Annotated in this window: 23 protein-coding genes and 1 other RNA gene; 17 read left to right on the top strand and 7 right to left on the bottom strand. The window is 46.5% G+C overall.

Features of this window, described 5'->3' with window-relative positions; translation table 11 throughout:
- Positions 1-2: 2 nt before the first annotated feature.
- Complete coding sequence (gene lrp, locus F0U83_RS05600; protein WP_276469566.1) at positions 3-500, bottom strand: leucine-responsive transcriptional regulator Lrp; 498 nt, start codon at positions 498-500, stop codon at positions 3-5.
- Positions 501-595: 95 nt separating this feature from the next.
- Here lrp and F0U83_RS05605 point away from each other — a divergent pair, with 95 nt between their 5' ends.
- From F0U83_RS05605 to alr, 3 genes are all read left to right on the top strand, one after another.
- Positions 596-1,849: a D-amino acid dehydrogenase gene (locus F0U83_RS05605; RefSeq protein ID WP_138988603.1), complete on the top strand. Its 1,254-nt coding sequence runs from the start codon at positions 596-598 to the stop codon at positions 1,847-1,849.
- Between the two features lie 75 nt (positions 1,850-1,924).
- On the top strand, positions 1,925-2,311 hold the full coding sequence (locus F0U83_RS05610) for a RidA family protein (protein ID WP_138988604.1): 387 nt from the start codon (positions 1,925-1,927) through the stop codon (positions 2,309-2,311).
- 21 nt (positions 2,312-2,332) lie between these two features.
- A complete protein-coding gene (alr, locus tag F0U83_RS05615) occupies positions 2,333-3,409 on the top strand; it encodes an alanine racemase (protein WP_138988605.1) in 1,077 nt (358 codons plus the stop codon).
- Positions 3,410-3,455: 46 nt separating this feature from the next.
- Here the strand turns inward: alr and F0U83_RS05620 are convergent, their stop codons facing one another.
- A complete protein-coding gene (locus F0U83_RS05620) occupies positions 3,456-4,043 on the bottom strand; it encodes a YecA/YgfB family protein (RefSeq protein ID WP_138988606.1) in 588 nt (195 codons plus the stop codon).
- 109 nt (positions 4,044-4,152) lie between these two features.
- Here F0U83_RS05620 and recQ point away from each other — a divergent pair, with 109 nt between their 5' ends.
- Genes recQ through F0U83_RS05635 form a run of 3 tightly spaced genes read left to right on the top strand, consistent with a single transcriptional unit; the run spans position 4,153 to position 7,495 of the window.
- Complete coding sequence (recQ, locus tag F0U83_RS05625) at positions 4,153-6,276, top strand: DNA helicase RecQ (protein ID WP_138988607.1); 2,124 nt, start codon at positions 4,153-4,155, stop codon at positions 6,274-6,276.
- Positions 6,273-6,689, top strand: a complete 417-nt coding sequence (locus F0U83_RS05630; protein WP_138988608.1) for a YqaA family protein — start codon at positions 6,273-6,275, stop codon at positions 6,687-6,689. Before recQ ends, F0U83_RS05630 begins: the two co-directional genes overlap by 4 nt.
- A 35-nt stretch (positions 6,690-6,724) precedes the next feature.
- Positions 6,725-7,495 (top strand): hypothetical protein, encoded by a 771-nt coding sequence (locus F0U83_RS05635; RefSeq protein WP_138988727.1) that lies wholly within the window; start codon positions 6,725-6,727, stop codon positions 7,493-7,495.
- Between the two features lie 46 nt (positions 7,496-7,541).
- Here F0U83_RS05635 and gltA read toward each other — a convergent pair whose 3' ends face one another.
- Complete coding sequence (gene gltA / locus F0U83_RS05640) at positions 7,542-8,819, bottom strand: citrate synthase (RefSeq protein WP_138988609.1); 1,278 nt, start codon at positions 8,817-8,819, stop codon at positions 7,542-7,544.
- Positions 8,820-9,227: 408 nt separating this feature from the next.
- Here gltA and sdhC point away from each other — a divergent pair, with 408 nt between their 5' ends.
- The 9 genes from sdhC to sucD all read left to right on the top strand — a co-directional run bounded on the left by sdhC (position 9,228) and on the right by sucD (position 20,476).
- Positions 9,228-9,605: a succinate dehydrogenase, cytochrome b556 subunit gene (sdhC, locus tag F0U83_RS05645; RefSeq protein ID WP_138988610.1), complete on the top strand. Its 378-nt coding sequence runs from the start codon at positions 9,228-9,230 to the stop codon at positions 9,603-9,605.
- The gene (sdhD, locus tag F0U83_RS05650; protein ID WP_138988611.1) at positions 9,599-9,946 is read left to right on the top strand and encodes a succinate dehydrogenase, hydrophobic membrane anchor protein; all 348 of its coding nucleotides are present in this window, start codon (positions 9,599-9,601) and stop codon (positions 9,944-9,946) included. Before sdhC ends, sdhD begins: the two co-directional genes overlap by 7 nt.
- Before the next feature lie 3 nt (positions 9,947-9,949).
- Positions 9,950-11,722: a succinate dehydrogenase flavoprotein subunit gene (gene sdhA, locus F0U83_RS05655; RefSeq protein WP_138988612.1), complete on the top strand. Its 1,773-nt coding sequence runs from the start codon at positions 9,950-9,952 to the stop codon at positions 11,720-11,722.
- Positions 11,723-11,734: 12 nt separating this feature from the next.
- Positions 11,735-12,439, top strand: coding sequence for a succinate dehydrogenase iron-sulfur subunit (locus tag F0U83_RS05660; protein WP_138988613.1), 705 nt, complete (start codon positions 11,735-11,737; stop codon positions 12,437-12,439).
- Between the two features lie 286 nt (positions 12,440-12,725).
- A complete protein-coding gene (locus F0U83_RS05665; RefSeq protein ID WP_138988614.1) occupies positions 12,726-15,557 on the top strand; it encodes a 2-oxoglutarate dehydrogenase E1 component in 2,832 nt (943 codons plus the stop codon).
- A 56-nt stretch (positions 15,558-15,613) separates the two neighbouring features.
- The gene (odhB, locus tag F0U83_RS05670; RefSeq protein ID WP_138988615.1) at positions 15,614-16,825 is read left to right on the top strand and encodes a 2-oxoglutarate dehydrogenase complex dihydrolipoyllysine-residue succinyltransferase; all 1,212 of its coding nucleotides are present in this window, start codon (positions 15,614-15,616) and stop codon (positions 16,823-16,825) included.
- Between the two features lie 37 nt (positions 16,826-16,862).
- Positions 16,863-18,302 (top strand): dihydrolipoyl dehydrogenase, encoded by a 1,440-nt coding sequence (lpdA, locus tag F0U83_RS05675; RefSeq protein ID WP_138988616.1) that lies wholly within the window; start codon positions 16,863-16,865, stop codon positions 18,300-18,302.
- A gap of 132 nt (positions 18,303-18,434) precedes the next feature.
- Positions 18,435-19,601 (top strand): ADP-forming succinate--CoA ligase subunit beta, encoded by a 1,167-nt coding sequence (gene sucC, locus F0U83_RS05680; protein WP_138988617.1) that lies wholly within the window; start codon positions 18,435-18,437, stop codon positions 19,599-19,601.
- Positions 19,602-19,603: 2 nt separating this feature from the next.
- Complete coding sequence (gene sucD / locus F0U83_RS05685) at positions 19,604-20,476, top strand: succinate--CoA ligase subunit alpha (protein ID WP_138988618.1); 873 nt, start codon at positions 19,604-19,606, stop codon at positions 20,474-20,476.
- 246 nt (positions 20,477-20,722) lie between these two features.
- On the opposite strand, the gene F0U83_RS05690 is transcribed toward sucD, so the two are convergent.
- The 3 genes from F0U83_RS05690 to F0U83_RS05700 are packed head-to-tail and all read right to left on the bottom strand — an operon-like array spanning position 20,723 to position 22,494.
- Entirely contained in the window at positions 20,723-21,301 is a 579-nt protein-coding gene (locus F0U83_RS05690) for a YceI family protein (RefSeq protein ID WP_138988619.1), read from the bottom strand.
- Entirely contained in the window at positions 21,298-21,867 is a 570-nt protein-coding gene (locus F0U83_RS05695) for a cytochrome b (protein ID WP_138988620.1), read from the bottom strand. The genes F0U83_RS05690 and F0U83_RS05695 overlap by 4 nt, the downstream gene beginning before the upstream one ends.
- A gap of 54 nt (positions 21,868-21,921) precedes the next feature.
- The gene (locus F0U83_RS05700; RefSeq protein WP_138988621.1) at positions 21,922-22,494 is read right to left on the bottom strand and encodes a flavodoxin family protein; all 573 of its coding nucleotides are present in this window, start codon (positions 22,492-22,494) and stop codon (positions 21,922-21,924) included.
- 82 nt (positions 22,495-22,576) lie between these two features.
- On the opposite strand from F0U83_RS05700, the gene F0U83_RS05705 reads away from it, so the two are divergent.
- Together F0U83_RS05705 and ffs are read left to right on the top strand one after the other, a co-directional pair.
- Positions 22,577-23,503, top strand: coding sequence for a LysR family transcriptional regulator (locus F0U83_RS05705; RefSeq protein ID WP_138988622.1), 927 nt, complete (start codon positions 22,577-22,579; stop codon positions 23,501-23,503).
- Positions 23,504-23,596: 93 nt separating this feature from the next.
- Positions 23,597-23,693: signal recognition particle sRNA small type (gene ffs, locus F0U83_RS05710), an RNA gene on the top strand.
- A gap of 35 nt (positions 23,694-23,728) precedes the next feature.
- Here the strand turns inward: ffs and F0U83_RS05715 are convergent.
- Entirely contained in the window at positions 23,729-24,628 is a 900-nt protein-coding gene (locus tag F0U83_RS05715; protein ID WP_420813343.1) for a DMT family transporter, read from the bottom strand.
- Positions 24,629-24,657: the final 29 nt, after the last annotated feature.

Here is a 24,657-nt window from a genome sequence, read left to right on the forward strand (position 1 = left end):
GGTTAAGCAGGTACTGGGATGCTAGCACTCTCTTTTACCTCTTCCATAACAATATAGCTTTTAGAGTTTTTGACGCCAGGTAGCGTCAATAGCATATCACCTAGCAAGGCTCTATACTCTGACATGTCTTTGATTCGCGCCTTTAGCAAGTAGTCAGAATCACCTGATACCAAGTGGCACTCCATAATGTAAGGTAGTTGCTTGACGGCTAAATTGAAGCGCTCAAAGGCATCGGGTGACTGGTATGAAAGAGAGATTTCAACAAATACCAGCATGTTATACCCTAATGCATCGGGGTTTAATCGGGCAAAATAACCCTCTATATAGCCATCTTTTTCTAGCCGTTTAACTCGTTCAATACAGGGTGTGGTAGACAGCCCTACTTTATCCGCGAGGTCGGTATAAGAGATGCGGCCATCTTTTTGAAGAGTAGTAAGAATGTTTCTATCTATTCTATCTAACTTTTTCATGTATTTTCTGTATTTTTGTTTTTTTTCGATATAAAAAGCTATTATATGTCAAAAATACGACAAAAAACTATTATAAATTTCAATTATGCTAGGCATATATCTTGTTAAATATGCTGGGCAAAATAATGAAAATAATCGTTCTTGGTAGTGGCGTCATTGGGGTAACCAGTGCGTGGTATTTGGCAAAATTGGGTCACGATGTGACGGTGATTGATCGACAACCTGCTGCGGCTTTAGAGACGAGCTATGCGAACGCAGGGCAGATCTCACCCGGCTATTCTGCGCCTTGGGCTGCTCCGGGGATACCATTAAAAGCGGTCAAGTGGATGATGCAAGATCTTGCGCCCCTGCGTATTCAGCCTGCTGTGGATCCGGTACTTTTTAAGTGGATGACTAAAATGTTGGGTAATTGTACTGAGTCTGCTTATCGTATCAATAAATCGCGAATGTTGAGAGTTGCTGAATACAGTCGGGACAGTATGAATGCTTTGAATGATGAGGTGAATATCGACTATGACCAACGGTTTGGTGGCACGTTGCAGGTATTTCGTACAGATAAGCAAGTGGATGCCTCGAAATCTGATATTGCCATTTTAGAAGAGTGTGGTGTTGCGTATGAGGTTCTTAGTCGACAGGAATGTATAGAAAAAGAGCCAGCCTTAGGTTTCGTGCAAGAGAAGATTGTAGGTGGTTTGCGCTTACCAGGAGATGGAACGGGTGATTGTTTCAAGTTTACTCAAGGTTTAGCAAAAGCGTGTGAGGCGATCGGTGTGACCTTCCTTTACAACACCGAAATAGAAGCTTTGCAGGTGGAAGGGGGCGATATTACCGGTGTGAAGTTAGCTGATAAGGTTATCAGTGCGGATGCTTATCTTATGGCATTGGGCAGTTATAGCCCACTGATGCTGAAAAAAGTAGGTATTAACATCCCTGTGTATCCAGTAAAAGGTTACTCCCTTACCTTGCCAATAAAAGACGAGAGTCGTTCTCCCGTATCCACAGTAATGGATGAAACTTACAAGATTGCAGTTACGCGTTTCAATGACCGTATCCGTGTTGGTGGGACGGCTGAACTGACAGGATATGATTTAAGTTTGCAGCAAAAGCGCCGTAGTAATGTCGACTTTGTGGTGAATGATCTGTTTGCTGGTGGTGGGGATCTCAGTAAAGCAGAGTTTTGGACCGGGTTGCGTCCAATGACTCCAGATGGTACGCCAGTGTTAGGTAAAACCCGCTATCCAAGCTTGTATTTGAACACAGGGCACGGCACTTTAGGCTGGACAATGGCTGCAGGGTCAGCGCGGTTTGTCAGTGATATTATTTCGGGTAAAGCGACTGATATTGATCCGAGTGGCCTTGGTATTGAAAGATATGCTTAACAAAAATGGATAGCCTGCTATTGTTATGCACTTTTTGCAAAAACTAACTGATAACAACAATTTTGGAGTGAACAGATGAACCGCAGCATTATTTCTACAGAAAAAGCCCCAGCAGCTATTGGTACTTATTCTCAAGCTGTGAAAGTTGGTAACACAGTCTATATGTCAGGTCAGATTCCACTGGTTCCTGAAACCATGGAAATGGTCACGGAGTCTTTTGAAGCGCAAGCGGTGCAAGTGTTTGAAAACCTGAAGGCGGTAGCTGAAGCGGCCGGAGGGTCGTTAGCTGATATGGTGAAGTTAACGATTCTCCTATCTGACCTAGCTAACTTTGCAACGGTTAATGAAGTGATGGCACGTTACTTTTCTGAGCCATATCCTGCACGTGCTGCATTCGCAGTTAAGGCGCTGCCTAAAGATGCAGATATCGAAATCGAAGCCATTATGGTTACGGCTGAATAATTTTAGATTTTAGGAGATAACATGGGGCGTGCAGCTCAAGCAGTCATTCATCTTTCCGCGATACGGCATAACTACCGCTTGGCGAAGCGTTTGGCGTCAGGTGCGCAAGCTATCGCCGTTGTTAAAGCTGATGCCTATGGTCATGGAAGTGCAGAGGTCGCTCGATTTCTCGAGCCGGAAACTGTCGCTTTTGGTGTGGCTTGTATCGAAGAAGCGCTTGAGCTACGCGCATCCGGCATTACAAAGCCGATACTGCTGCTCGAAGGCTTTTTTACTGAAGATGAGTTGGCGGTGGTTTCAGCCAATAATTTTTGGACGGCGGTACATCGACCTGAGCAAATCACATGGATTGAGCAAGCAGTACTTACTCAGCCGCTCAATGTTTGGCTAAAGATGGATTCGGGCATGCACCGTTTAGGTATGGCACCTGAAACGTATGCCGCTGAGTTTAAGCGGCTCAAAGCATCGCCTAATGTTGAATCAGTGGTGCTGATGAGTCATTTAGCTTGTGCGGATGAGCTTGAGTCGGCATATACCTACCAGCAGATTGCTGCCTTTGATCAAGCAACATCTGATCTGGACGCGCCTCATAGTATAGCAAATTCACCTGCCACTTTGGGTTGGCCTTCATTGCATAGGGATTGGGTTCGCCCGGGGTTGATGCTGTATGGCGCTTCGCCGTTTGAAGACGCTCATGAATATGCTGACCAGCTAATGCCGGCAATGACCTTGCAAAGCGAAGTGATTGCAATCCGTGAAATTCTAGCGGGCGATGCTGTTGGTTATGGCGCTTCTTTTCGGGCAGACAAGCCTATGCGTATTGGTACGGTCGCTATGGGATATGGTGATGGTTATCCCCGCCATGCAGTCACCGGTACCCCTGTAATGGTCAATGGCCAGCGTACACGCATTATCGGTCGTGTTTCGATGGACATGTGTGGCGTTGACTTAACGGATATAGCCGGTGTGGAGATAGGCGCAACGGTAGAGTTCTGGGGTGCCAATCTTGCGGTAGAAGAGGTCGCTAAACATTGTGGAACAATTCCGTACACGTTGTTGACCTGTGTAACGAAACGCGTACCTCGCGTGTATTGCTAATATAAAAACTCCCAGTCATTGGCTGGGAGCTTTCATCAGCCTGTGTTTAGTTGGCTGGGGCGTGGAAGAGCAGATACAGATCTACCAGAATTTCTGGTATTTCATTGGCCATTTGCTCAGAGATCACGCGATTTTTGCGAATCTCAGTAAACTCTTTCTCTTCAAAGAGGTTAGACGCCACCATGATCGGTAGCATTAGCTCGGCAATTGCTTCCTCTTTGTCAGAGCCTTCTCCAAACCATTCATCCTCACGCATGAAAACGCCTTCCATAAAGGCTTGGGCCCAGATTTCCAGCTCGGACTCTTCATTATCTGTAATCAGGGTCAGCTCGCAAGGCATACCTAACTCGCGATCATTGTAGAGATCGCTGCAAATCGCATCTTTCCAGCGTAGGAGTAGGTTGGTGATAAGCGTTGCTTGCTCAGAGGATTGCCAATTAGGTTCGCCATCAAATAGCAACTCAAGCCATTCTGTAGTGTCAACACTCACAGGGCTGATGTTAAGCGCACACAGGAAACCGTGAATTCCAATCAGATCAAGAGAGTCTTCGGACACTGCTTCAGAAAAAATAAACGCTTCTAGCAGGTCAAGCTCTTCATCAGTTAAAGGTTTGTAATCTAAAGTTGGGTGCATTATCTGGCTTCCTAGAAAAAAGGCTTTTGGCTATTCTACTCCTTGCGAGAGGTTCCGTCAGCGATAAATTAAGATGACAGGACGCTTCCCATTCCGGATAATTCCCGCCATGACAGATAAAGCCCTTCACGTACTTAAAGAAGTCTTCGGATACGACCGCTTCCGCACGCCTCAAGATCTAGTTATTAACAACCTTGTAGAAGCAAAGGATGTGTTGGTTGTTATGCCGACTGGCGGAGGAAAGTCACTGTGTTACCAGTTGCCGGCCCTGCTAAGGAATGGCACGGCAATCGTTGTTTCCCCATTGATTGCACTCATGCAAGATCAAGTCGCAGGCTTATCGCAATTGGGGATTCGGGCGGCTTGCCTAAATTCAAGTTTGGACTTTGTTATTCAGACAGAAGTTGAGCAAGCGTTTATACGGGGGCAGTTGGATCTTCTCTATGTGGCTCCCGAGCGTCTCTTGCAACCTAAAACATTATCCTTGTTGCAACAGGGAACGATTGCGTTATTTGCCATTGATGAAGCTCACTGTGTTTCTCAATGGGGGCATGATTTTCGCCCTGAGTATCTAAACCTTCCTAAACTGATGGCAGAATTCCCCCATGTGCCTCGTATTGCGCTGACTGCAACGGCTGATGGGCGTACCCGTGATGAGATTGTCTCTAGGTTGTATCTGCGTGAGGCTCAGGTCTTTATTCAAGGGTTTGATCGCCCCAATATCCGTTATCGCATAGGGCAGAAAAATCGTGCAAGGGAGCAGTTGCTGGCTTTTTTAAACCAAGAACACCAAGGTAACTCCGGTATTGTTTACTGTTTGTCACGCAAGCGGGTTGAGGAAACAGCCGCTTGGCTGCAAGAAAAAGGCTTGAATGCATTGCCCTACCATGCGGGGTTGCCACCTCAGTTGCGTCAGCATCACCAGCATCGGTTTCTTACTGAAGACCCCATCATTATGGTTGCAACCATCGCCTTTGGCATGGGAATCGATAAACCTAATGTACGCTTTGTTGCGCATTTGGACTTACCTAAAAGTATCGAGGCGTACTATCAAGAAACGGGCAGAGCGGGGCGTGATGGCCAACCTGCGGATGCTTGGATGGTTTATGGTTTGCAGGATGTAATTTTTTTGCGCCAAATGCTGGAGGGGTCTCAGGCCGAAGAGCAGTTCAAACAGATTGAGCGGCAGAAACTAGAGGCGGTGTTAGGTCTGTGCGAAATCACCAGCTGTCGTCGCCAGATGCTATTAGCGTACTTTGGTGAAACTGATCATAAGCCTTGCGGAAACTGTGACACCTGCCTTGAACCCGTGCCTCAATGGGATGGCACAGAAGCCGCACGTAAAGCATTGTCAGCGGTCTATCGTACTGGGCAGCGCTTTGGTGTTAATCATATTATTGATGTTTTGCTGGGGAGTGTCACCGATAAAGTCAAAGATGCTGGCCATCAAAGAGTATCAACATGGGGTATTGGCAAAGAGCTGAATAGAAATCAGTGGCGCTCGGTGTTTCGGCAATTGGTTGCTCGTGGACTTCTAGAAGTTGATAGCGAAGGCTTTGGAGTTTTGCACTTAAGTGAAAAGTGTCGGCCTATATTAAAGGGTGCTGAAAGTATCATGCTTCGCGAAGATAAGCGTGAGAAGCAAGCCGGTTACAGAAAAGAGCGCGCCCCTCAACAAAAATTGGATGCTGACGATCACAAACTCTGGGAGCGCTTAAAAGTACTGCGTAAGCGCTTAGCGGATGATCAGGATGTGCCCCCGTATGTGATTTTCCATGATGCTACCTTGATGGAAATGGTGATGTATCGTCCTGCAACGTCAGATCAGCTGCATAAAATTAGTGGTGTCGGGGAGCGCAAATTAGCGCTCTATGGGGACGATTTTTTAGAAGTTATTCGAGAAACCTCTACAGACGATCGTTCGCCTGATCTTCAAGCGCAAGAGTCAGTAACCTTGTTTAAGGCGGGTATGAGTGTTGCTCAAGTTGCGAGTATGCAACGTTTGTCTGAGAAGGTTATTTATGGGCATCTAGCAAAAGGTATTGCTAAAGGTGAGTTAAGCGTGGAAGAGGTCGTTGAGCTACCTGAGGCAGAACTGAGGCACATTCAACAAGTGATTCTGGATTGTCAGCAACGTTTTGGTCAGGCATTGCGCCCTGTGCATGAAGCGCTGGCCGGTGTTTATGATATGGGTTTGTTGGCCTGTGTTCGCCAGGGGTTGGAGCAACAATGAGTCCAGAGCTTTGGGGGTTGTTTGTCAGTAGTTTGATCTCCTCGACACTACTTCCCGGTGGGTCGGAAGCCTATCTGGCTTGGTTAACTGTAGACGGCCAATACCCAACTGAACAGCTGATAGCCATCGCAACGCTCGGTAATGGTTTAGGTGGCATTATCACTTTTGCTATGGGGCGTCTGGTTGCTATCCGATACCCCTTTCGCATGTTGCAGCAAAAAAGTCACCGCCACGTTAAGTTGTATCTAACGCGTTATGGAAGTGTTTCTTTGCTTCTATCATGGCTGCCTATTGTTGGCGATCCTCTGTGTTTTGTGGCCGGCTGGATGAAGTTCAATTTTCTTCTCTCGGCTATTTTTATTATGCTGGGTAAATTCCTACGTTACTGTGTTGTGGCGGGTATATTCTTGTAAGTTTCCTTAAAACAAGGAGAGGCGTTGTGGGACGAATGTTACGTATTGCGGTGCTGCTGTTAATCCTGTTATTTGTTAGCCTAAATACCTTTTTGTCGAAAACTCGCTCAACGGATTGGAATAATTCTCTCTGGGTCGTGATTTACCCCATTAATGGTGATCAAAGAGCCGATACGCAAGACTATATCGAATCGTTAATCACTGAGCATTTTGTTGATATCGAAACTTTCTTTCAAAAAGAGGTCGAGCGTTATCGTGTTCCGCTTGATGAGCCGATTAAAGTTATGCTCTCTAACGTATTAACGAGTAACCCGCCTGAACCACCCGAGAACCCAAGCTTATTGGATAATGTGCTTTGGAGCTTAACGATGCGTTACTGGTCGTGGAAAAACGATAATTGGGATGGAGTGGAACCTGATATCCGCATCTATATGCGCTTTTTCTCACCGAAAGGGCAGCAAGCCTTGCGACATTCGTTAGGGCTGCAAAAAGGTTTGATCGGCGTTGTTAATGGCTATGCTGATGTGGAGTACCAAGGGCAAAACAACTTTATCGCTGCACACGAGCTGCTACATACGTTAGGGGCTACGGATAAATACGATCCAAAAACAAGCTGGCCGCTCTGGCCTGATGGCTATGCTGAACCCACAAAGGTTCCATTATTGCCACAAACCAAGGCGGAAATTATGGGGGGCAGGGTACAAGTATCTCCTTCAATTGCTCTGATTCCGCCAAGCCTTGAACATGCAGTGGTTGGCGCAGCAACGGCTATAGAGATTAATTGGCTGAGTGGACCTGAACACTAAATAAAAAACCCGCTCATAAAGCGGGTTTTTTTATCAGAGCCAGCGATTAGTTAGGGTAATCGCGTTTGCTTGGGCCAGTGTAAAGCTGACGCGGGCGGCCGATTTTGTTCGGGCTGCTGTGGAACTCGCTCCAATGAGAGATCCAGCCGATGGTGCGTGACAGCGCGAAGATAACGGTAAACATGTTAGTTGGAATACCGATTGCTTTCAGGATAATGCCTGAGTAGAAATCAACATTCGGATACAGCTTACGCTCGACGAAGTATTCATCTTCCAGCGCAATTTGCTCAAGGCGCTTAGCGATCTTCAGTAGAGGATCGTTTTCAATGCCCAGTTCAGCCAAAACTTCGTCACAGGTCTGCTTCATGACCTTAGCACGAGGGTCGAAGTTGCGGTATACGCGGTGTCCAAAGCCCATCAGGCGGAAGTTATCTTCAGGATCTTTAGCGCGCTGGATAAACTCTTCGATGTTTGACTCGTCACCAATCTCTTCTAGCATCGTCAATACAGCTTCGTTTGCACCGCCGTGAGCTGGTCCCCAAAGGGCAGCGATACCTGATGCTATACATGCAAACGGGTTAGCACCAGAGGAGCCTGCCAGGCGTACAGTCGATGTGGAGGCATTCTGTTCATGATCAGCATGAAGAAGGAAGATCTTATCCATCGCTTTAGCGAGGATTGGGTTGGTTACGTACTCTTCGCAAGGGTTACCAAACATCATCTGCAGGAAGTTATCAGCGTAATCCAGATCGTTACGTGGATACTGGAAAGGTTGGCCGATGCTGTATTTGTAACACATCGCTGCAATAGTTGGCATTTTGGCGATCAAGCGGTATGCGCACACTTCACGGTGGTGAGCATCATCAATATCCAATGAGTCGTGATAGAACGCAGACAGTGCGCCAACACAAGCAACCATGATAGCCATTGGATGAGCGTCACGACGGAAACCGTTGAAAAAGTGGTTCATTTGCTCGTGAACCATGGTATGTCGTTTAACTGTATTGACGAACTGTTCTTTCTGCTCAGGTGTTGGTAATTCGCCGTTCAGCAGCAGGAAGCATACTTCCAGATAGTCAGATTTGTCTGCCAGCTGCTCGATTGGGTAGCCGCCGTGCAGCAGAATACCTTGGCCACCGTCGATGTAGGTGATACTGGATTCACACGCCGCCGTAGAAACAAATCCTGGGTCGTACGTGAAAAGGCCTTGACCTGTTAGAGGGCGCACATCGATTACGTCGGGCCCTTCTGTGCCGGAGTAAACAGGTAATTCGATAACTTCATCAAGACCGTCGACAGTTAAACGTGCTTTCTTATCAGCCATCAGAGGCTCCTATCAATTGTTTGTTATAATCTGACTCTATTTATAATAGGTCATATTTCAGAGTCTGGTCCGTATGGGACCTGCCCAATATAGAGATTGAAACAGGATTGTCAATCTGGACAGAATGCGCTTTTTCTGCATTGCAGCATATAGGGTTAATTTCTACCAATAATACTATACGGACAGAATACGCTTTTAGTTGTAGGGGTGTTTAATAATCGTTGTTTTATCTAACTAGACGTTAGGCTTAGGCCTTGTCTGGTGCGTTGTAATCTGGTTTTTAACTGTCTATACTCTCGACCCGAATATACGTTACAAGTGTTGGCGTATATGTTCGTCTGAGGAACTCTCTCTGAACACTTCCTAGCAACCTTGCCCAAAATGGGCAGCAAAGTGTGAACAAGAGCCGTGAACAAAAAAAGACCTGTAAATTTAGATCTTCGAACTATCAAGCAGCCACTTCCGGCGGTTACATCCATTCTGCATCGTGTCACAGGTGTTGTGCTATTTTTTGGTACTCTCTTTATGACCTATGCATTAGGTTTGTCTCTCGAATCTGAAGCTGGCTTTAACGAAGCAATTACCATGCTGGAAGAGGGCTTTATTGCTCGATTTATCGCATGGGGGCTGGTATCTGCATTGTTGTATCACGTAATCGCCGGTGTTAAGCATCTTATTATGGATGCAGGACATCTGGAAGAATTAGAAAGTGGTACGAAGGCCGCGAAAGTTACGCTGGCAGCAGGTGCAGTCGCAATTCTACTGGCGGGAGTATGGGTATGGTAACAAGTATCACAAGCTTTGGCCGGAGTGGCTTATACGACTGGATGATCCAGCGAGTCACAGCAGTTGTATTGCTGGCCTATACAATCTTTATGATTGGTTATCTGATGTTTAATTCTGATATGGATTATGCACAGTGGAAGTCATTGTTTGAATGTACTTCAATGCGCATCTTCTCCCTGCTGGCTATTCTATCTTTGGCGGCTCACGCCTGGATTGGTCTTTGGTCAGTAACGACGGACTATATTAAACCAACTGGACTACGTTTTATTGTTCAGTCGGCGTGTGGTTTGTTGACGTTTATTTACGTCGTTTGGGGTATTCAGATTCTGTGGGGTGTTTAAGAGATGAGTAAACTTCGCACACTTAATTTTGATGCGATTGTTGTTGGTGGTGGTGGGGCCGGTATGCGTGCCGCTCTACAGCTGGCTCAGTCTGGACTGAATACTGCTTGTGTGACAAAAGTTTTCCCAACACGTTCACACACAGTATCTGCACAGGGTGGTATTACCTGTGCGATCGCAAGTGCTGATCCGAATGATGATTGGCGCTGGCATATGTATGACACAGTCAAAGGTTCTGATTATATCGGTGACCAAGATGCTATTGAGTATATGTGCTCAGTAGGTCCTCAAGCTGTGTTTGAATTGGACCATATGGGCTTGCCGTTCTCGCGTACTGAAACAGGTCGTATTTACCAGCGCCCATTTGGTGGTCAGTCTAAAGGGCCTGACAATCCAACTCAGGCAGCGCGTACTTGTGCTGCTGCAGACCGTACAGGTCATGCTCTTCTGCATACGCTGTATCAAGCCAATATGAAAGCGGGTACTACCTTTTTAAATGAGTGGTATGCGGTTGATTTGGTTAAAAATGAAGATGGTGCAGTTGTTGGTTGTATCGCTATCTGTATTGAAACCGGTGAAACGGTTTACATTAAGGCGAAAGCTACCGTCTTGGCGACAGGTGGTGCAGGTCGTATCTATGCATCAACTACCAATGCTTTGATCAATACCGGTGACGGTATGGGAATGTCACTACGTGCGGGTGTTCCTGCGCAGGATATGGAGATGTGGCAGTTCCACCCAACGGGTATAGCGGGTGCGGGTGTTTTGGTAACCGAAGGCTGTCGTGGTGAAGGTGGTTACTTAATCAATAAGGATGGTGAGCGTTTTATGGAACGTTATGCGCCTAATGCCAAAGATTTGGCAGGCCGTGACGTTGTTGCTCGTTCTATGATCCTTGAGATTCTGGATGGCCGTGGTTGTGGACCAGACGGAGATCATGTTTACCTGAAGCTTGATCATTTGGGCGAAGAGGTTCTCCACTCTCGCTTACCAGGTATCTGTGAATTGTCTAAAACATTCGCAGCAGTTGATCCTGTTAAAGAACCGGTTCCTGTTGTTCCTACGTGTCATTATCAGATGGGGGGTGTGGCTACTAATATCGGTGGTCAGGCAATTTCTCCAGATAAAGACGGTAATGATCAGATCGTTGAAGGTCTGTTTGCATGTGGTGAAGTGGCGTGTGTATCCGTACACGGTGCTAACCGCTTGGGTGGTAACTCTTTGCTTGACTTGGTTGTATTTGGTCGTGCTGCGGGTCTGCAGATTGAAAAGCAGATGCGTGAAGGCTACCAGGTTAAGGATGCAACTGAAGCTGATCTTGAGCGTGCTATGACTCGCTTAAATCGCCTGAATAACTCTACATCAGGTGAAAGTGTGTCTGCTGTTCGTAAAGAGTTACAGGCAACTATGCAGCTATACTTCGGTGTATTCCGTGATGGCGAAAGCATGCAGAAAGGCTTGGAACTGCTCAAGGGTATTCGCGAGAAAGTGAATAATCTACACCTAGAAGATAAGAGTCTGGCTTTCAACACAGCGAGAATTGAAGCGTTAGAGCTTGAAAACTTGATGGAAGTTGCAGAAGCGACCGCTATCGCGGCTGAAGAGCGTAAAGAGTCTCGCGGTGCACATGCGCGTAATGACTTTACTGAGCGTGATGACGAGAACTGGCTGTGCCATTCTGTGTTCTTCCCTCAGGATAAGACAGTAGGAAAGCGTGCGGTTAACTTTGCGCCGAAAACTGTTGAAGCGTTCCCACCTAAAGTTCGTACATACTAAGGGAGTATTACAGTGTTAGTAAGCGTATATCGTTACAATCCTGAGACTGATGATGCCCCTTACATGCAGGATATCCACATTGATATTCCTGGCGGTAAGGACATTATGGTTTTGGATCTTCTTCAGCTGCTGAAGGATAAAGACACATCTTTGGGTTACCGTCGCTCTTGTCGTGAGGGTGTGTGTGGCTCTGATGGCATGAACATGAATGGCAAAAACGGCTTGGCTTGTATTACGCCACTCTCTGCTGTTGTAGAGAATGACAAATTAGTACTGCGTCCATTGCCAGGTTTGCCTGTAATTCGTGATCTGGTTGTAGATATGAGTCAGTTCTACAAGCAGTATGAGAAGATCAAGCCATTCTTGATTAATGATACACCAGCGCCTGCCATTGAGCGTTTGCAGTCTCCAGAGGAGCGTGCAGAGTTAGATGGTTTGTATGAGTGTATCTTGTGTGCTTGTTGTTCTACTGCGTGTCCATCATTCTGGTGGAACCCAGACAAGTTTGTCGGACCTTCTGGTTTGTTGCAGGCTTATCGTTTTTTGGCGGATAGTCGTGATACGGCAACTCGTCAACGTCTGGCTGAGCTTGATGACCCGTTCAGTGTTTTCCGCTGTCATGGCATCATGAACTGTGTGAATGTTTGCCCTAAAGGCCTTAATCCTACCAAGGCTATCGGGAAAATTCGCAACATGCTCATTCAGCAAGCGACTTAATAATAAAAACGGCACCTTTGGTGCCGTTTTTTTTGGTTAATTTAGCTTAACTAGCCGAAAGGCTTATGCTTCAAAATTGTAACTTTCTGTAAAATCCTACAGTGTTGAATATATCAAGCCTTTTTGAAAAGGCGTACAATATCAATCCTCATTCCCATGTTACCTCGTGGTGATGTTGAGTTAATGAAACGGAAACACAAGAAGGGGCATCTGCGCGAATACATCGTTAGGTAATTGGTGCAACCTAACTGCGTAAGAAAGTCCCTCGAGCCAGGGTGATCAACTAATGCAAGAAGGCGTAATGGAGTTGCTTTGGAAAAACGCCCACCTCTATGGTGGAAACCTTTCCTACGTCGAGCAACTATACGAGACTTATCTATTGGATCCTAATGCTGTTCCACAGGAATGGCGTGAAGAGTTCGACCGCTTGCCTAAAGTCGGTGAGAGTCTATCTCAGGATGTTCCTCATTCTCCTGTGCGAGAGCACTTTTTATATTTATCAAAGAACCAAAAGCGTTCTCAGCCTGCTGCCGGTGGTAGTGTTTCTTCTGAACATGAGAAGAAGCAGGTACGCGTACTTCGCATGATTAATGCTTATCGTGTACGTGGGCATCAGATTGCTAACATCGACCCGTTAGGTCTAATGGAGCGTGAAGATGTTCCAGATTTAGATCTGCGTTTTCATGAGTTGTCTGAAGCGGATTTTGATACGACCTTCCAGCTGGGCTCCTTGTTTTTCGGTGCTGAAGAGGCCCCGCTTAAGGATATACTGGCAGATTTGAAGAAGACCTACTGTACGACAGTGGGTGCTGAGTATATGCATATCGTTGATACGCAAGAAAAGCGCTGGATCCAATCACGGCTAGAGCCTGTGCGCTCTCACCCTGAAGCTTCTGTTGAAAAGAAAAAAATGATCCTTGAGCGCCTGACCGCGGCTGAAGGTCTGGAGAAGTATTTAGGCTCTCGTTACGCTGGCGCTAAGCGCTTCGGTTTGGAAGGTGGAGAGTCGATGATCGTCTCTTTAAATACCTTAATCCAACGAGCAGGTAAGCAGGGCGCGAAAGAAGTAGTAATTGGCATGGCTCACCGTGGCCGTCTTAACACCTTGGTTAACATCTTTGGCAAGAATCCGGCCGAGCTATTCAGTGAGTTTGAAGGTAAGAAAACGCTTGATACCTCGGGCGATGTGAAATATCACCAAGGCTTCTCATCGAATGTCATGACCGCCGGCGGTGAAGTTCATATTGCAATGGCGTTTAACCCGTCTCACCTTGAGATTGCAGCACCGGTAGTGGAAGGCTCTGTTCGAGCTCGCCAAGATCGTCGCGGTGATGACGTTGGAACAACGGTTGTTCCAGTTAATATCCATGGTGATCAAGCGTTTTGTGGTCAGGGTGTTGTGATGGAAACGTTCCAGATGTCACAAACCCGTGCTTACAAAACAGGCGGTACGATTCATATCGTAGTCAACAACCAGGTTGGCTTTACAACATCTAAAAAAGAAGACTCTCGCTCAACTGAGTATTCTACCGATGTTGCTAAAATGATTCAGGCACCCATTTTCCATGTGAACGGTGATGATCCTGAAGCGGTGCGTTTTGTGACACAGCTAGCTGTTGATTATCGTAACGAGTTTAAGAAAGATGTCGTTATTGACCTATTCTGCTATCGCCGCCGTGGTCATAACGAAGCCGATGAGCCATCTGGCACTCAGCCTTTGATGTATGCACAGATCAAAAAACAAAAAACAACTCGTGAACTTTATGCTCAGAAGCTGATCGACGAAGGTGTGATTACTGCTGAAGAGAGTAAAGAGTACGAGAAAGAGTACCGTCAAGCTCTTGAAAATGGTCAGCATGTTGTTAAATCACTTGTGCATGAGCCAAATGCAGAGCTTTTCGTTGATTGGAAACCCTATCTTGGGCATGAGTGGTCATTTGATTGTGACACGGGTGTAGATCTGAAACTGCTTCAAGAGCTAGGCAGTACATTGTGCGAGTCCCCTGAAGGGTTTGTAGTGCAGCGCCAGGTTCAGAAAATTATTGATGACCGCAAACGCATGGCTGCAGGCGCAATGGAACTAAACTGGGGTATGGCTGAGTCATTAGCCTATGCTTCTATTCTTGCCCAAGGCCACCCTGTGCGTATTACGGGGCAGGATGTGGGACGTGGTACCTTCTCGCACCGTCATGCAGTGTTGCATGATCAGAAAACCGCTGATACTTATGTACCGTTGCAGAACCTTTCCGAGGAACAGCCTGCAATGACTATATATGACTCTTTCTTATCAGAAGAGGCGGTGTTGGCATTTGAATATGGCTACGCTACAACGATGCCTAATTCACTCGTTATCTGGGAAGCGCAGTTTGGTGACTTTGCTAACGGCGCTCAAGTGGTTATTGATCAATTTATCACCAGTGGTGAACATAAGTGGCAGAGACTGTGCGGTCTTACCATGCTGCTTCCTCATGGCTTTGAAGGACAAGGACCTGAGCACTCATCGGCGCGTTTGGAGCGGTATTTGCAGTTGTGTGCAGAGCACAATATCCAAGTATGTACGCCGACTACGCCAGCTCAGATTTTCCATTTGTTACGCCGCCAAGTTATTCGTCCGCTGCGTAAACCGTTGGTGGTCATGTCGCCTAAGAGCTTGTTGCGTCATAAGCAAGCGGTTTCTAGCTTGGAAGATCTTGCAGAAGGTTCATTCCAGCCGGTAATTGGTGAAGTTGATGCCTTGGATCCTAAAGGCGTGAAGCGACTTGTTCTGTGTGGCGGTAAGGTATATTACGACCTTTATAATCGTCGCGCTGAGCTTGAAAAAGAAGATGTTGCTATTGTTCGTATCGAACAGTTGTACCCATTCCCTGAAACCTACTTGGCCGATGCCATTCGTGACTATACAAACCTTGAGTCTGTGGTTTGGTGTCAGGAAGAGCCAATGAACCAAGGGGCTTGGTACTGTACTCAGCATCACATGCGTCATGTTCTTCATCAGCATAATCCTGCTCTCAACCTTCAAGGTGTAGGTCGTCCTGCATCGGCTGCACCAGCGGTAGGTTATATCTCTGTGCATGTTGAGCAACAGGAACAACTGGTAAACGAAGCAATCAACGGTTAATGACTAAGCTGCCCCATTTTTACAAGGGCAGCTTTTTGAGTTTAAAAGGAATAGATATGTCCATCGAAATCAAAGCCCCTACATTCCCTGAATCCGTTGCGGACGGTACTGTTGCAACATGGCACAAACAACCAGGTGAAGCCGTTTCTGCGGATGATCTGATTGTAGATATCGAAACAGACAAAGTGGTTTTAGAAGTTGTCGCACCAGCTGACGGTGTGTTGACAGAAATTATTAAAGGTGAAGGTGACACGGTACTTAGCGATGAAGTTATTGCTAAGTTTGAAGCCGGCGCTGCAGCTTCAGCTGCCCCAGCTTCGGCCCCTGCTGAGGCGGCTACTGCTGCTGAAACGGGTGATGGTGATAAAGTTGGCCCTGCCGCTCGCAAACTGATTGATGAGCACGGCTTAGACGCTTCTAAGATTCCAGGTTCTGGCAAAAATGGTGGTATCACCAAAGAAGACGTTCAGAACTATATCAAGTCTGGTGCTGCATCAGCTCCTGCTCCTGCTCCAGCTGCGTCTGCGGCAGCTGCTCCAGTAGCGTTGAACGTACCGGTAGGCGAGCGTGTTGAAAAGCGTGTTCCAATGACACGTTTACGCGCAACCATTGCTAAGCGTTTGGTTGAAGCACAGCAGAACGCTGCGATGCTAACAACGTACAACGAAGTGAACATGAAGCCAGTCATGGAGCTTCGTAAGCAATATAAAGATCTGTTTGAAAAGACCCATAACGGCACACGTTTAGGATTTATGTCTTTCTTTGTTAAAGCGGCTACAGAAGCGCTGAAACGTTTCCCAGCAGTGAATGCATCTATTGATGGCAATGACATGGTTTATCATGGCTATCAGGACATTGGTGTTGCTGTATCTACGGATCGCGGCTTGATGGTACCTGTGCTGCGCGATACCGATGCAATGAGCCTTGCGGATGTTGAAGCAACGATTGCTGACTTTGGCAAGCGTGGCCGTGACGGTAAGCTAGGTATGGATGACATGCAAGGCGGTACGTTTACGATTACTAACGGCGGCGTGTTTGGTTCATTGATGTCTACACCGATTCTGAACCCACCTCAAACGGCTATCCTTGGAATGCATAAAATCCAGGATCGTCCAATGGCTGTTAATGGTCAGGTGGAAATTCTGCCTATGATGTACTTAGCGTTGTCATACGACCATCGTATGATTGATGGCAAAGAAGCGGTACAATTCCTCGTTACTATCAAGGACCTTCTGGAAGATCCAGCGCGTATGTTGCTTGATGTGTAATTCAACCCCATATTAAACGAGAGAATAGGTAAGACGCATGTCTCAGAAATTTGATGTAATCGTAATTGGTGCCGGCCCTGGTGGTTATGTTGCCGCAATCCGTGCTGCACAGTTGGGTCTGAAAACTGCCTGTGTTGAGAAATGGGTTGATGATAAAGGCGCCGCTGTACTTGGTGGTACCTGCTTAAATGTGGGTTGTATTCCATCTAAAGCACTTTTGGAGTCGACTCATAAGTTTCATGAAATGGCACATGATGCAAAAGTCCATGGTATCGAAGCTTCTGACGTTCAGATGGACGTTAAGCAGATGGTTGCTCGCAAGAACACTATCGTAAAGAACCTGACAGGCGGTATTACTGGCCTATTTAAAGCTAACGGTGTGACTTTGTTGGCAGGTATGGGCAAATTACTGGCTAACAAGCAAGTTGAAGTTACAGCCGCTGATGGTACAGCTGCCGTATATGATGCTGAAAATGTAATCTTAGCGTCAGGCTCTGTTCCGGTTGAAATTCCACCAGCTCCGCTGACAGAAGGCCTTATTCTAGATAACGAAGGCGCGCTGAATATCGATGAAACGCCTAAGCGTTTGGGCGTTATTGGTGCAGGTGTTATCGGTTTAGAGATGGGTTCTGTATGGGCGCGTTTAGGCTCAGAAGTAACCGTTCTTGAAGCGATGGACTCTTTCCTTGCATTGGCTGATCAGGATGTTGCTAAAGAAGCAGCTAAGCTGTTCAAAAAACAAGGTTTGGACATCAAGCTGAGTGCTCGCTGTACAGGCACTGAAATCATCGATGGCAAAGAAGTTAAGGTTAAGTATACCGACTCTGAAGGCGACAAAGAGCTGATCGTTGATAAGCTGATCGTTGCTGTTGGGCGTCGTCCACAGACTCAGGGTTTGCTGGCTGGCGATAGCGGTGTGAAACTGGATGAACGTGGTTTTATCTTCGTAGATGAAAGTTGCCGTACAGGGGTACCAGGCGTTTATGCTATCGGCGATTCAGTGCGTGGACCTATGTTGGCACACAAAGCATCTGAAGAAGGTATTATGGTTGCGGATATCATCGCAGGCCATAAAGCTGCCATGAACTATGATGTTATTCCAAATATTATCTACACATTCCCAGAGTTGGCTTGGGTAGGTAAAACAGAGCAGGAGCTAAAAGCTGAAGGCGTTAAGATCAAAGTGGGTAAATTCCCATTTGCTGCATCTGGACGTGCTATGGCTTCTAACGCTACGGATGGTTTCGTTAAAATTATCGCGGATGAAACAACAGACCGAATTCTTGGCGTTCATATGGTAGGTGCGATTGCGTCTGAGTTGATTGCTCAGGGTGCGATTGCGATGGAGTTCTGTTCTAGTGCAGAAGATCTTCAGTTGACGGTCTTCGCTCACCCAACAGTGAGTGAAGCAGTTCATGAAGCAGCGCTAGCAGTAGATAACCACGCTATCCATATTGCTAATCGTAAGAAGCGTTAATTTAGTACATTATTTAAAAGTTTCGGTCGGGCACTGGTGTCTGGCCGATTTGCGAGAGCTTGTCGTAAGCCCTGTGGGCCGGATTGGCATAAGCTATCCGGATTTACCAGTGACAACACAACGGACTAGAGCATGAATCTTCACGAGTACCAAGGCAAACAATTGTTTGCTCAATATGGTCTACCAGTTTCCAAAGGTTACGCGGTAGATACTCCAGAAGCTGCTGCTGAAGCAGCACAAAAAATTGGCGGTGACAAATGGGTTGTTAAAGCTCAGGTCCACGCTGGCGGCCGCGGTAAAGCGGGCGGTGTAAAGCTGGTTGACTCTCCAGATGCAGCGAAAGAGTTTGCTGCAAACTGGTTAGGTAAAAACCTGGTGACTTATCAGACCGATGAGAATGGCCAGCCAGTTACTAAAATTTTAGTAGAAACGTGTACAGATATTGCCCAAGAACTTTACTTGGGTGCTGTTGTTGACCGTTCTACTCGCCGTATTGTTTTCATGGCATCTACTGAAGGTGGCGTGGAAATCGAGAAGGTAGCTGAAGAAACCCCTGAAAAGATCCTGAAAGCGGTTATCGATCCGATGACGGGTGCTCAGCCTTACCAAGCGCGTGAATTAGCGTTCCAGCTAGGTTTGAACAGCGATCAGGTTAAGCAATTCACTAAGATTTTCTTAGGTCTTGCTAAGATGTTTGAAGAGAAAGATCTGGCTTTGTTGGAAATTAACCCACTGGTTATTACTGATGCGGGTAATCTTCACTGCTTGGATGCAAAAGTTGTAATCGATGGCAATGCGGTTTACCGCCACAAAGATCTGCAAGAAATGCACGATCCTTCACAAGAAGATGAGCGTGAAGCACATGCAGCTTCTTGGGATCTGAACTACGTTGCACTGGATGGCACTATTGGTTGTATGGTTAACGGTGCAGGCCTAGCCATGGGTACAATGGATATTGTTGCCTTGCACGGTGGTTTCCCAGCTAACTTCTTGGATGTAGGCGGCGGAGCGACTAAAGAGCGTGTAACCGAAGCATTCAAAATCATCCTGGCTGATGACAAAGTTAAAGCGGTTCTGGTTAACATCTTTGGTGGTATCGTTCGTTGTGACCTGATTGCTGACGGTATTATCGGTGCAGTTAAAGAAGTAGGCGTAAGCGTACCGGTTGTTGTACGTCTGGAAGGTAACAATGCTGAGTTGGGTGCACAGCGCCTGGCTGAGTCTGGTTTGGATATTATTGCTGCAACCAGTCTGACAGATGCTGCTCAGCAAGCAGTTAAAGCAGCGGAGGGTAAGTAATCATGTCCGTATTGATCAATAAAGATACTAAAGTTATCTGTCAGGGTTTTACTGGCGGTCAGGGTACTTTCCACTCTGAGCAAGCGATTGCTTACGGTACTAAAATGGTTGGTGGTGTAACGCCAGGCAAAGGTGGTACTGAGCATTTAGGTCTGCCTGTTTTTAACACGGTTAAAGAAGCTGTAGAAGCAACAGGTGCTGAGGCTTCTGTTATCTACGTTCCAGCGGCTTTCTGTAAAGACTCGATCTTAGAAGCAGCTAATGCGGGCATTAAACTGATCGTTTGTATCACTGAGCATATTCCAGTAATGGACATGCTTCAGTGTAAAGTGAAGTGTGATGAGCTGGGCGTTCGTCTGATCGGTCCTAACTGCCCAGGCGTTATCACACCAGGTGAATGTAAGATCGGTATTATGCCAGGTCACATCCACTTACCAGGTAAAGTAGGCATTGTTTCTCGCTCTGGTACTTTGACGTACGAAGCTGTTAAGCAGACAACGGATGCTGGTTTTGGTCAGTCTACGTGTGTTGGTATTGGTGGTGACCCAATTCCAGGCTCTAACTTCATCGATATTCTTGAGATGTTCGAGAATGACCCACAGACAGAAGCGATTGTTATGATCGGTGAAATCGGTGGTACAGCTGAAGAAGAAGCAGCCGCTTACATCAAAGCAAACGTAACTAAGCCTGTAGTTTCTTACATTGCTGGTGTAACTGCACCTGCAGGTAAGCGTATGGGCCATGCGGGCGCAATTATCTCTGGTGGTAAAGGTACTGCTGACGAGAAGTTTGCTGCACTAGAAGCTGCTGGCGTTAAGACTGTTCGTTCTCTAGCTCAGATTGCTGACGGCTTGCGTGAAGTAACTGGCTGGTAACATAGCTACGCTTGTCAAAGGCAGCTTTTGAGTTGCCTTTTCATAAAATCCTCGTCATTTGGCGGGGATTTTTTGTTTTACGCAAATAACACTCGCATAGTGGATTGTGCTTTAGGCTAAGGAAATAGAAATATGAGCTGCTTGCTGGCTTTTTTGAGTCTGATGATAGGGTATAGATTGAGGCGTTACGAAGGGGAAAATAAGTAAAGGCACCCTATCGTTGGGTGCCTTTGTTAGCGGTATAGGTTACTTACGGATGCCTTCTACGTACAGATTCATGTAGATAGTTTCTGCAGCAGGGCCAAGGTTATAATCAATGCCAAAATCTTTCAGCTTAAACTCGGTCGTTCCCTCAAATCCTGCGCGGTATCCACCCCATGGATCTTTACCTTCACCGACTTTAGAGACAGCTAATGTCACTGGCTTAGTTACACCATGAAGTGTCAGCTCGCCTTCAAGCGTTGCCGTACCATCGCCTTTATCTGTGTATTGCGTGCTGACAAACTTCGCTTTCGGGAAGCTTTTTACGTCTAAGAAGTCGGCGCTACGCAGATGCTTATCTCGCTCAGCATGATTAGAGTCAATGCTAGTCGTATCAATTTCTACATTCACTTTAGACGCGTTAGGGTTGCTTTCGTCATAGCTGAACTCACCATTAAACGTATTGAAGCGGCCTTTGAGCCAGCTCACGCCTAAGTGGTTAATACGGAACTCCACGCTGGCATGAGCGCCTTTTGTATCGATAACATAGTCTGCGGCGTATACAGGGCTAGCTGCCAAGAGTAGTCCTGCGAACGCGATAGAAGGTTTTAAAACGTTTTTCATGATGGCTCCTTTGTTCCTAACATTCTTCTTAATGTATTGTCTTTATCAATAAAGTGATGCTTCAATGCTGCAGCAGCATGCAATAAGGATAGAGTGATTAATGTTGTTGCGCTTATGAAGTGGATTTCACCTGCGATATCCTCCTGTTGCTCAATTAATGCCGGAAGTGCCGGTATATCAAACCAGTTAAACACACTAATAGGGCGACCGTCGGCTGTTGAAATCATATAGCCGGACATCAAAACAAGGATCAACAACAGGTAGAGGCCTATATGCCCAAGTTTAGTTATTAGACGTATAGCGTTACTGTGGGTTTTGATGCTTTCTGGGTGTGGGTTAATCGCTCTCCAAATGATCCGAGTGACTAGAATTACAGCGAGTATAATACCAATGCTTTTATGCCAGTTAGGGACCGTCCGATAGGCGGGGTCATAATAACTGAGTGAATCAATATAAAGACCAAGGGGATATAAACCAAAAACAAGCAAAGCAACAACCCAATGCAGAGCGATAGCGCCCAGCCCGTAGGTTGTAGTTGTGTTCCTTATGTGTTTGATAAACGCCATATAAACGTACAGTTCCTCACGGTAATCTGCGCCGCAAAGGGCGCAGGCCAGTTTTTAATTTTTCCAGCGAATGGCTGCTTCAGTAACACGTTTGCCCAATGCGCTCGCAGTTTTTCTATCGGCTTCTGGCGGTGCTATCTCAGCAGATGCATCAGCATTACTTTGTGCCATAGCACCTAAATAGCTACCAATTCGATTAAGGTCTTCAGGACTACCTTCGGAGCTGTTATTGCCTGGTAGCAGACCTAAACTGACCCAGTTCATACCATGTTGAGCTGCGAAAATACTCATCTGAATCAGACTGTTGAGCTTATCACCGCTTTGGCTGGCTGAGTTGGTAAATCCAGCTGCTAATTTATCTTTCCAATCCTGTGTAGACCAAGCTTTCGAGCTGGCGTCCATAAACGTCTTGAAAGGGCCACTGACGCTTCCCATATAAGTCGGTGAACCAAAAATTATCGCATCGGCTTTTGCTAGCAGTTCCCAATCGATGGCTTCGACATTGGCTACTGATAAGAGTTCAGCGGTACCACCTGCTTCAGAAACCCCTTCAGCTACCGCTTTTGCTTGAACTTCTGTATGGCCGTAACCGCTATGGTAAGCGATTACAATTGATGGTTTGGACATTTGCTTCTCCTAATCGAAGTTGATAGCGCTCACTATAATAGGAGATAATTAATTCATCTAATGCATAAAGTTGAATTAATGTATGCGTAAAGTGAATTTAAGGTCGGTGGACCTCAATCTATTAGTTGTTTTAGAAGCCCTCTTAAGTGAAAAACAAGTGACACGGGCAGCTGAAAAACTGCACATGAGCCAACCTGCAGTCAGTCGAGCTTTGCAGCGCTTACGTAGCGTCTTTTCGGATCCTTTGTTGGTGCGAAGTGCCGAAGGTTATGATTTAACAACGCGGGCTACAGAAATGATGGGAGATCTAAAAACCATCTTGCAAAGCGTAGAGCAGATCATTGCAGAACCTGAATTTTTACCCTTTACGTCTAAACAGCATGTGAAAATCGCAGGGCCAGACTTAGAAACAGCGCTTTATGTGCCTGACTTGATGGCGATGATGCGCCATGAGGCACCGGATATGCAGATAGATTTAGATTCTAGGCCAGCTGATTATTTTGAGATGCTATCCAAAGGTGAGATTCACTTTGCGATATCAGGGGTTCCACCTGATGGTGGAGAAGATCAATTGCACCGTGTTTTGTTAGATACCACGGAGCGCGCCATTATCATGGGGGCTCAACATCCTTTTGCGAATAAGCGGCTCTCTTTAGATGATTACCTCAAGTGCCGACATGGATATGTGTCGATCACCGGTAAAGGTTTGCCGATGGCAGATATTCGGTTGAAAGCCATGGGTAAAAAAAGAAACACGTCATTACGACTCACCAGCTTTATGACCGTTGCTGACTTTTGTGAAAAAACAGATCTGATCTTTATGTTACCGGTAAATTTAATAGAGCGACTGGCCGTGGGGCGGGCCGTTGTTTGGCAGTCCCCTCCTGAAGCCTTACAGGCAGAGCCGCTACAGTTTTATTTGTATTGGCATGCTAGAGATCATCATGATCCCATGCACCGTTGGGTTAGGTCGGCCATATTACGAGGAGCCGGGAGAAACTCTTCTTAAAAATAACGACTTTGTTTTGCAATAAAAAAACAGGCTGGTATACTTCGCGCCAGTTCTGTTACGGAACAGCGGCTTACCGCGTTATGGTAGCTCTGCTGGTCCTCTCGCAATGATACATCGTGAACCTGGTCAGGCCCGGAAGGGAGCAGCCACAGCGATCGACTCATGTGCCGGGATGTGGCTGGTGGAGCTGCCCCCATCTGATACCTACACTGTAAAATTACCCTACGTTACTTTTCTATCTGCCCTTGCTCCAAGTAGCACGGACCCTACACCGCCAATAACGACGAGTATCACGCCGGACAGAGATAGCCAGTCGGGAATCTGCTCCCAAAAGTACCACCCCCAAAAACCCGTAAACACAACACCCGAATAGCTGATAGGCGAAATAACAGAGGCTTTGGCGTTTAGGTACGCTTGGGTGTACAGCCACATCGTGAGCCAGATCGATAGGCCAATCAGCAGTAGAGGTAGCGCCGCCTTTAGTGGGATCACATCGAATTTCATGAGTGCAGGAGGAAGGCTAGCCAGTGCGGATAAACCGAAATAATAAAAGAGAATACGATTAGTCGGTTCGGTGCGTGTCAGCATTCGGGTAGTCAGAATGGAGCCTGCCAGTGTTATAGCTGATCCAAAGCCAACTAGATGCCACACACTAAAGCCGTTGCTATCAGGCTTAAGGATCAGGCCTATGCCGATAAAACCAATGAATACTGGAACCCAGCGCAGCCAACCGATATGGACTTTGTAAACCAGTAGCACCAGAAGGGGCACGCATAAAGGCGCCGCATTTCTAAGTAACGCTGCATCTACTAAAGGTATATGTGAGATGGCCAGATAGTAGGTGTAAAAACATGCCCAGCCGCACAGCGCCCGCAGAATGTGGAGCCCCAACTTTTCTGTGCGAAGCCCGCTTGTGCCCTGCTTGATTAACCACGGAACCATGAAGAGGGTACAGAGCAAATATTGAGCGACGACAATCGTTTCGATGGAGACAATATGTGATGTGTATTTAATCAATGCCGCTGCAACGCTCATTACCATAGCAGTCTCCAACGCATAGAAAGCGCCAAGGGCTATTTTTTCGGTAGGGGAAGAGACCAATTGAGAATCCTGATACTTCAATTACAATAAGCACTTACATATTTCTGGAT

This window comes from Neptunomonas concharum, assembly GCF_008630635.1.
GTDB classification, from domain to species: Bacteria; Pseudomonadota; Gammaproteobacteria; order Pseudomonadales; family Balneatricaceae; genus Neptunomonas; species Neptunomonas concharum.

What these genes read in the sequence shown, in the direction of transcription:
- F0U83_RS05605 (WP_138988603.1), top strand. Translation starts at nt 596, where the DNA reads ATGAAAATAATCGTTCTTGGTAGTGGCGTCATTGGGGTAACCAGTGCG.
- F0U83_RS05610 (WP_138988604.1), top strand. Translation starts at nt 1,925, where the DNA reads ATGAACCGCAGCATTATTTCTACAGAAAAAGCCCCAGCAGCTATTGGT.
- alr (WP_138988605.1), top strand. Translation starts at nt 2,333, where the DNA reads ATGGGGCGTGCAGCTCAAGCAGTCATTCATCTTTCCGCGATACGGCAT.
- F0U83_RS05620 (WP_138988606.1), bottom strand. Translation starts at nt 4,043, where the DNA reads ATGCACCCAACTTTAGATTACAAACCTTTAACTGATGAAGAGCTTGAC.
- recQ (WP_138988607.1), top strand. Translation starts at nt 4,153, where the DNA reads ATGACAGATAAAGCCCTTCACGTACTTAAAGAAGTCTTCGGATACGAC.
- F0U83_RS05630 (WP_138988608.1), top strand. Translation starts at nt 6,273, where the DNA reads ATGAGTCCAGAGCTTTGGGGGTTGTTTGTCAGTAGTTTGATCTCCTCG.
- F0U83_RS05635 (WP_138988727.1), top strand. Translation starts at nt 6,725, where the DNA reads ATGTTACGTATTGCGGTGCTGCTGTTAATCCTGTTATTTGTTAGCCTA.
- gltA (WP_138988609.1), bottom strand. Translation starts at nt 8,819, where the DNA reads ATGGCTGATAAGAAAGCACGTTTAACTGTCGACGGTCTTGATGAAGTT.
- sdhD (WP_138988611.1), top strand. Translation starts at nt 9,599, where the DNA reads ATGGTAACAAGTATCACAAGCTTTGGCCGGAGTGGCTTATACGACTGG.
- sdhA (WP_138988612.1), top strand. Translation starts at nt 9,950, where the DNA reads ATGAGTAAACTTCGCACACTTAATTTTGATGCGATTGTTGTTGGTGGT.
- F0U83_RS05665 (WP_138988614.1), top strand. Translation starts at nt 12,726, where the DNA reads ATGCAAGAAGGCGTAATGGAGTTGCTTTGGAAAAACGCCCACCTCTAT.
- odhB (WP_138988615.1), top strand. Translation starts at nt 15,614, where the DNA reads ATGTCCATCGAAATCAAAGCCCCTACATTCCCTGAATCCGTTGCGGAC.
- lpdA (WP_138988616.1), top strand. Translation starts at nt 16,863, where the DNA reads ATGTCTCAGAAATTTGATGTAATCGTAATTGGTGCCGGCCCTGGTGGT.
- sucC (WP_138988617.1), top strand. Translation starts at nt 18,435, where the DNA reads ATGAATCTTCACGAGTACCAAGGCAAACAATTGTTTGCTCAATATGGT.
- sucD (WP_138988618.1), top strand. Translation starts at nt 19,604, where the DNA reads ATGTCCGTATTGATCAATAAAGATACTAAAGTTATCTGTCAGGGTTTT.
- F0U83_RS05690 (WP_138988619.1), bottom strand. Translation starts at nt 21,301, where the DNA reads ATGAAAAACGTTTTAAAACCTTCTATCGCGTTCGCAGGACTACTCTTG.
- F0U83_RS05695 (WP_138988620.1), bottom strand. Translation starts at nt 21,867, where the DNA reads ATGGCGTTTATCAAACACATAAGGAACACAACTACAACCTACGGGCTG.
- F0U83_RS05700 (WP_138988621.1), bottom strand. Translation starts at nt 22,494, where the DNA reads ATGTCCAAACCATCAATTGTAATCGCTTACCATAGCGGTTACGGCCAT.
- F0U83_RS05705 (WP_138988622.1), top strand. Translation starts at nt 22,577, where the DNA reads ATGCGTAAAGTGAATTTAAGGTCGGTGGACCTCAATCTATTAGTTGTT.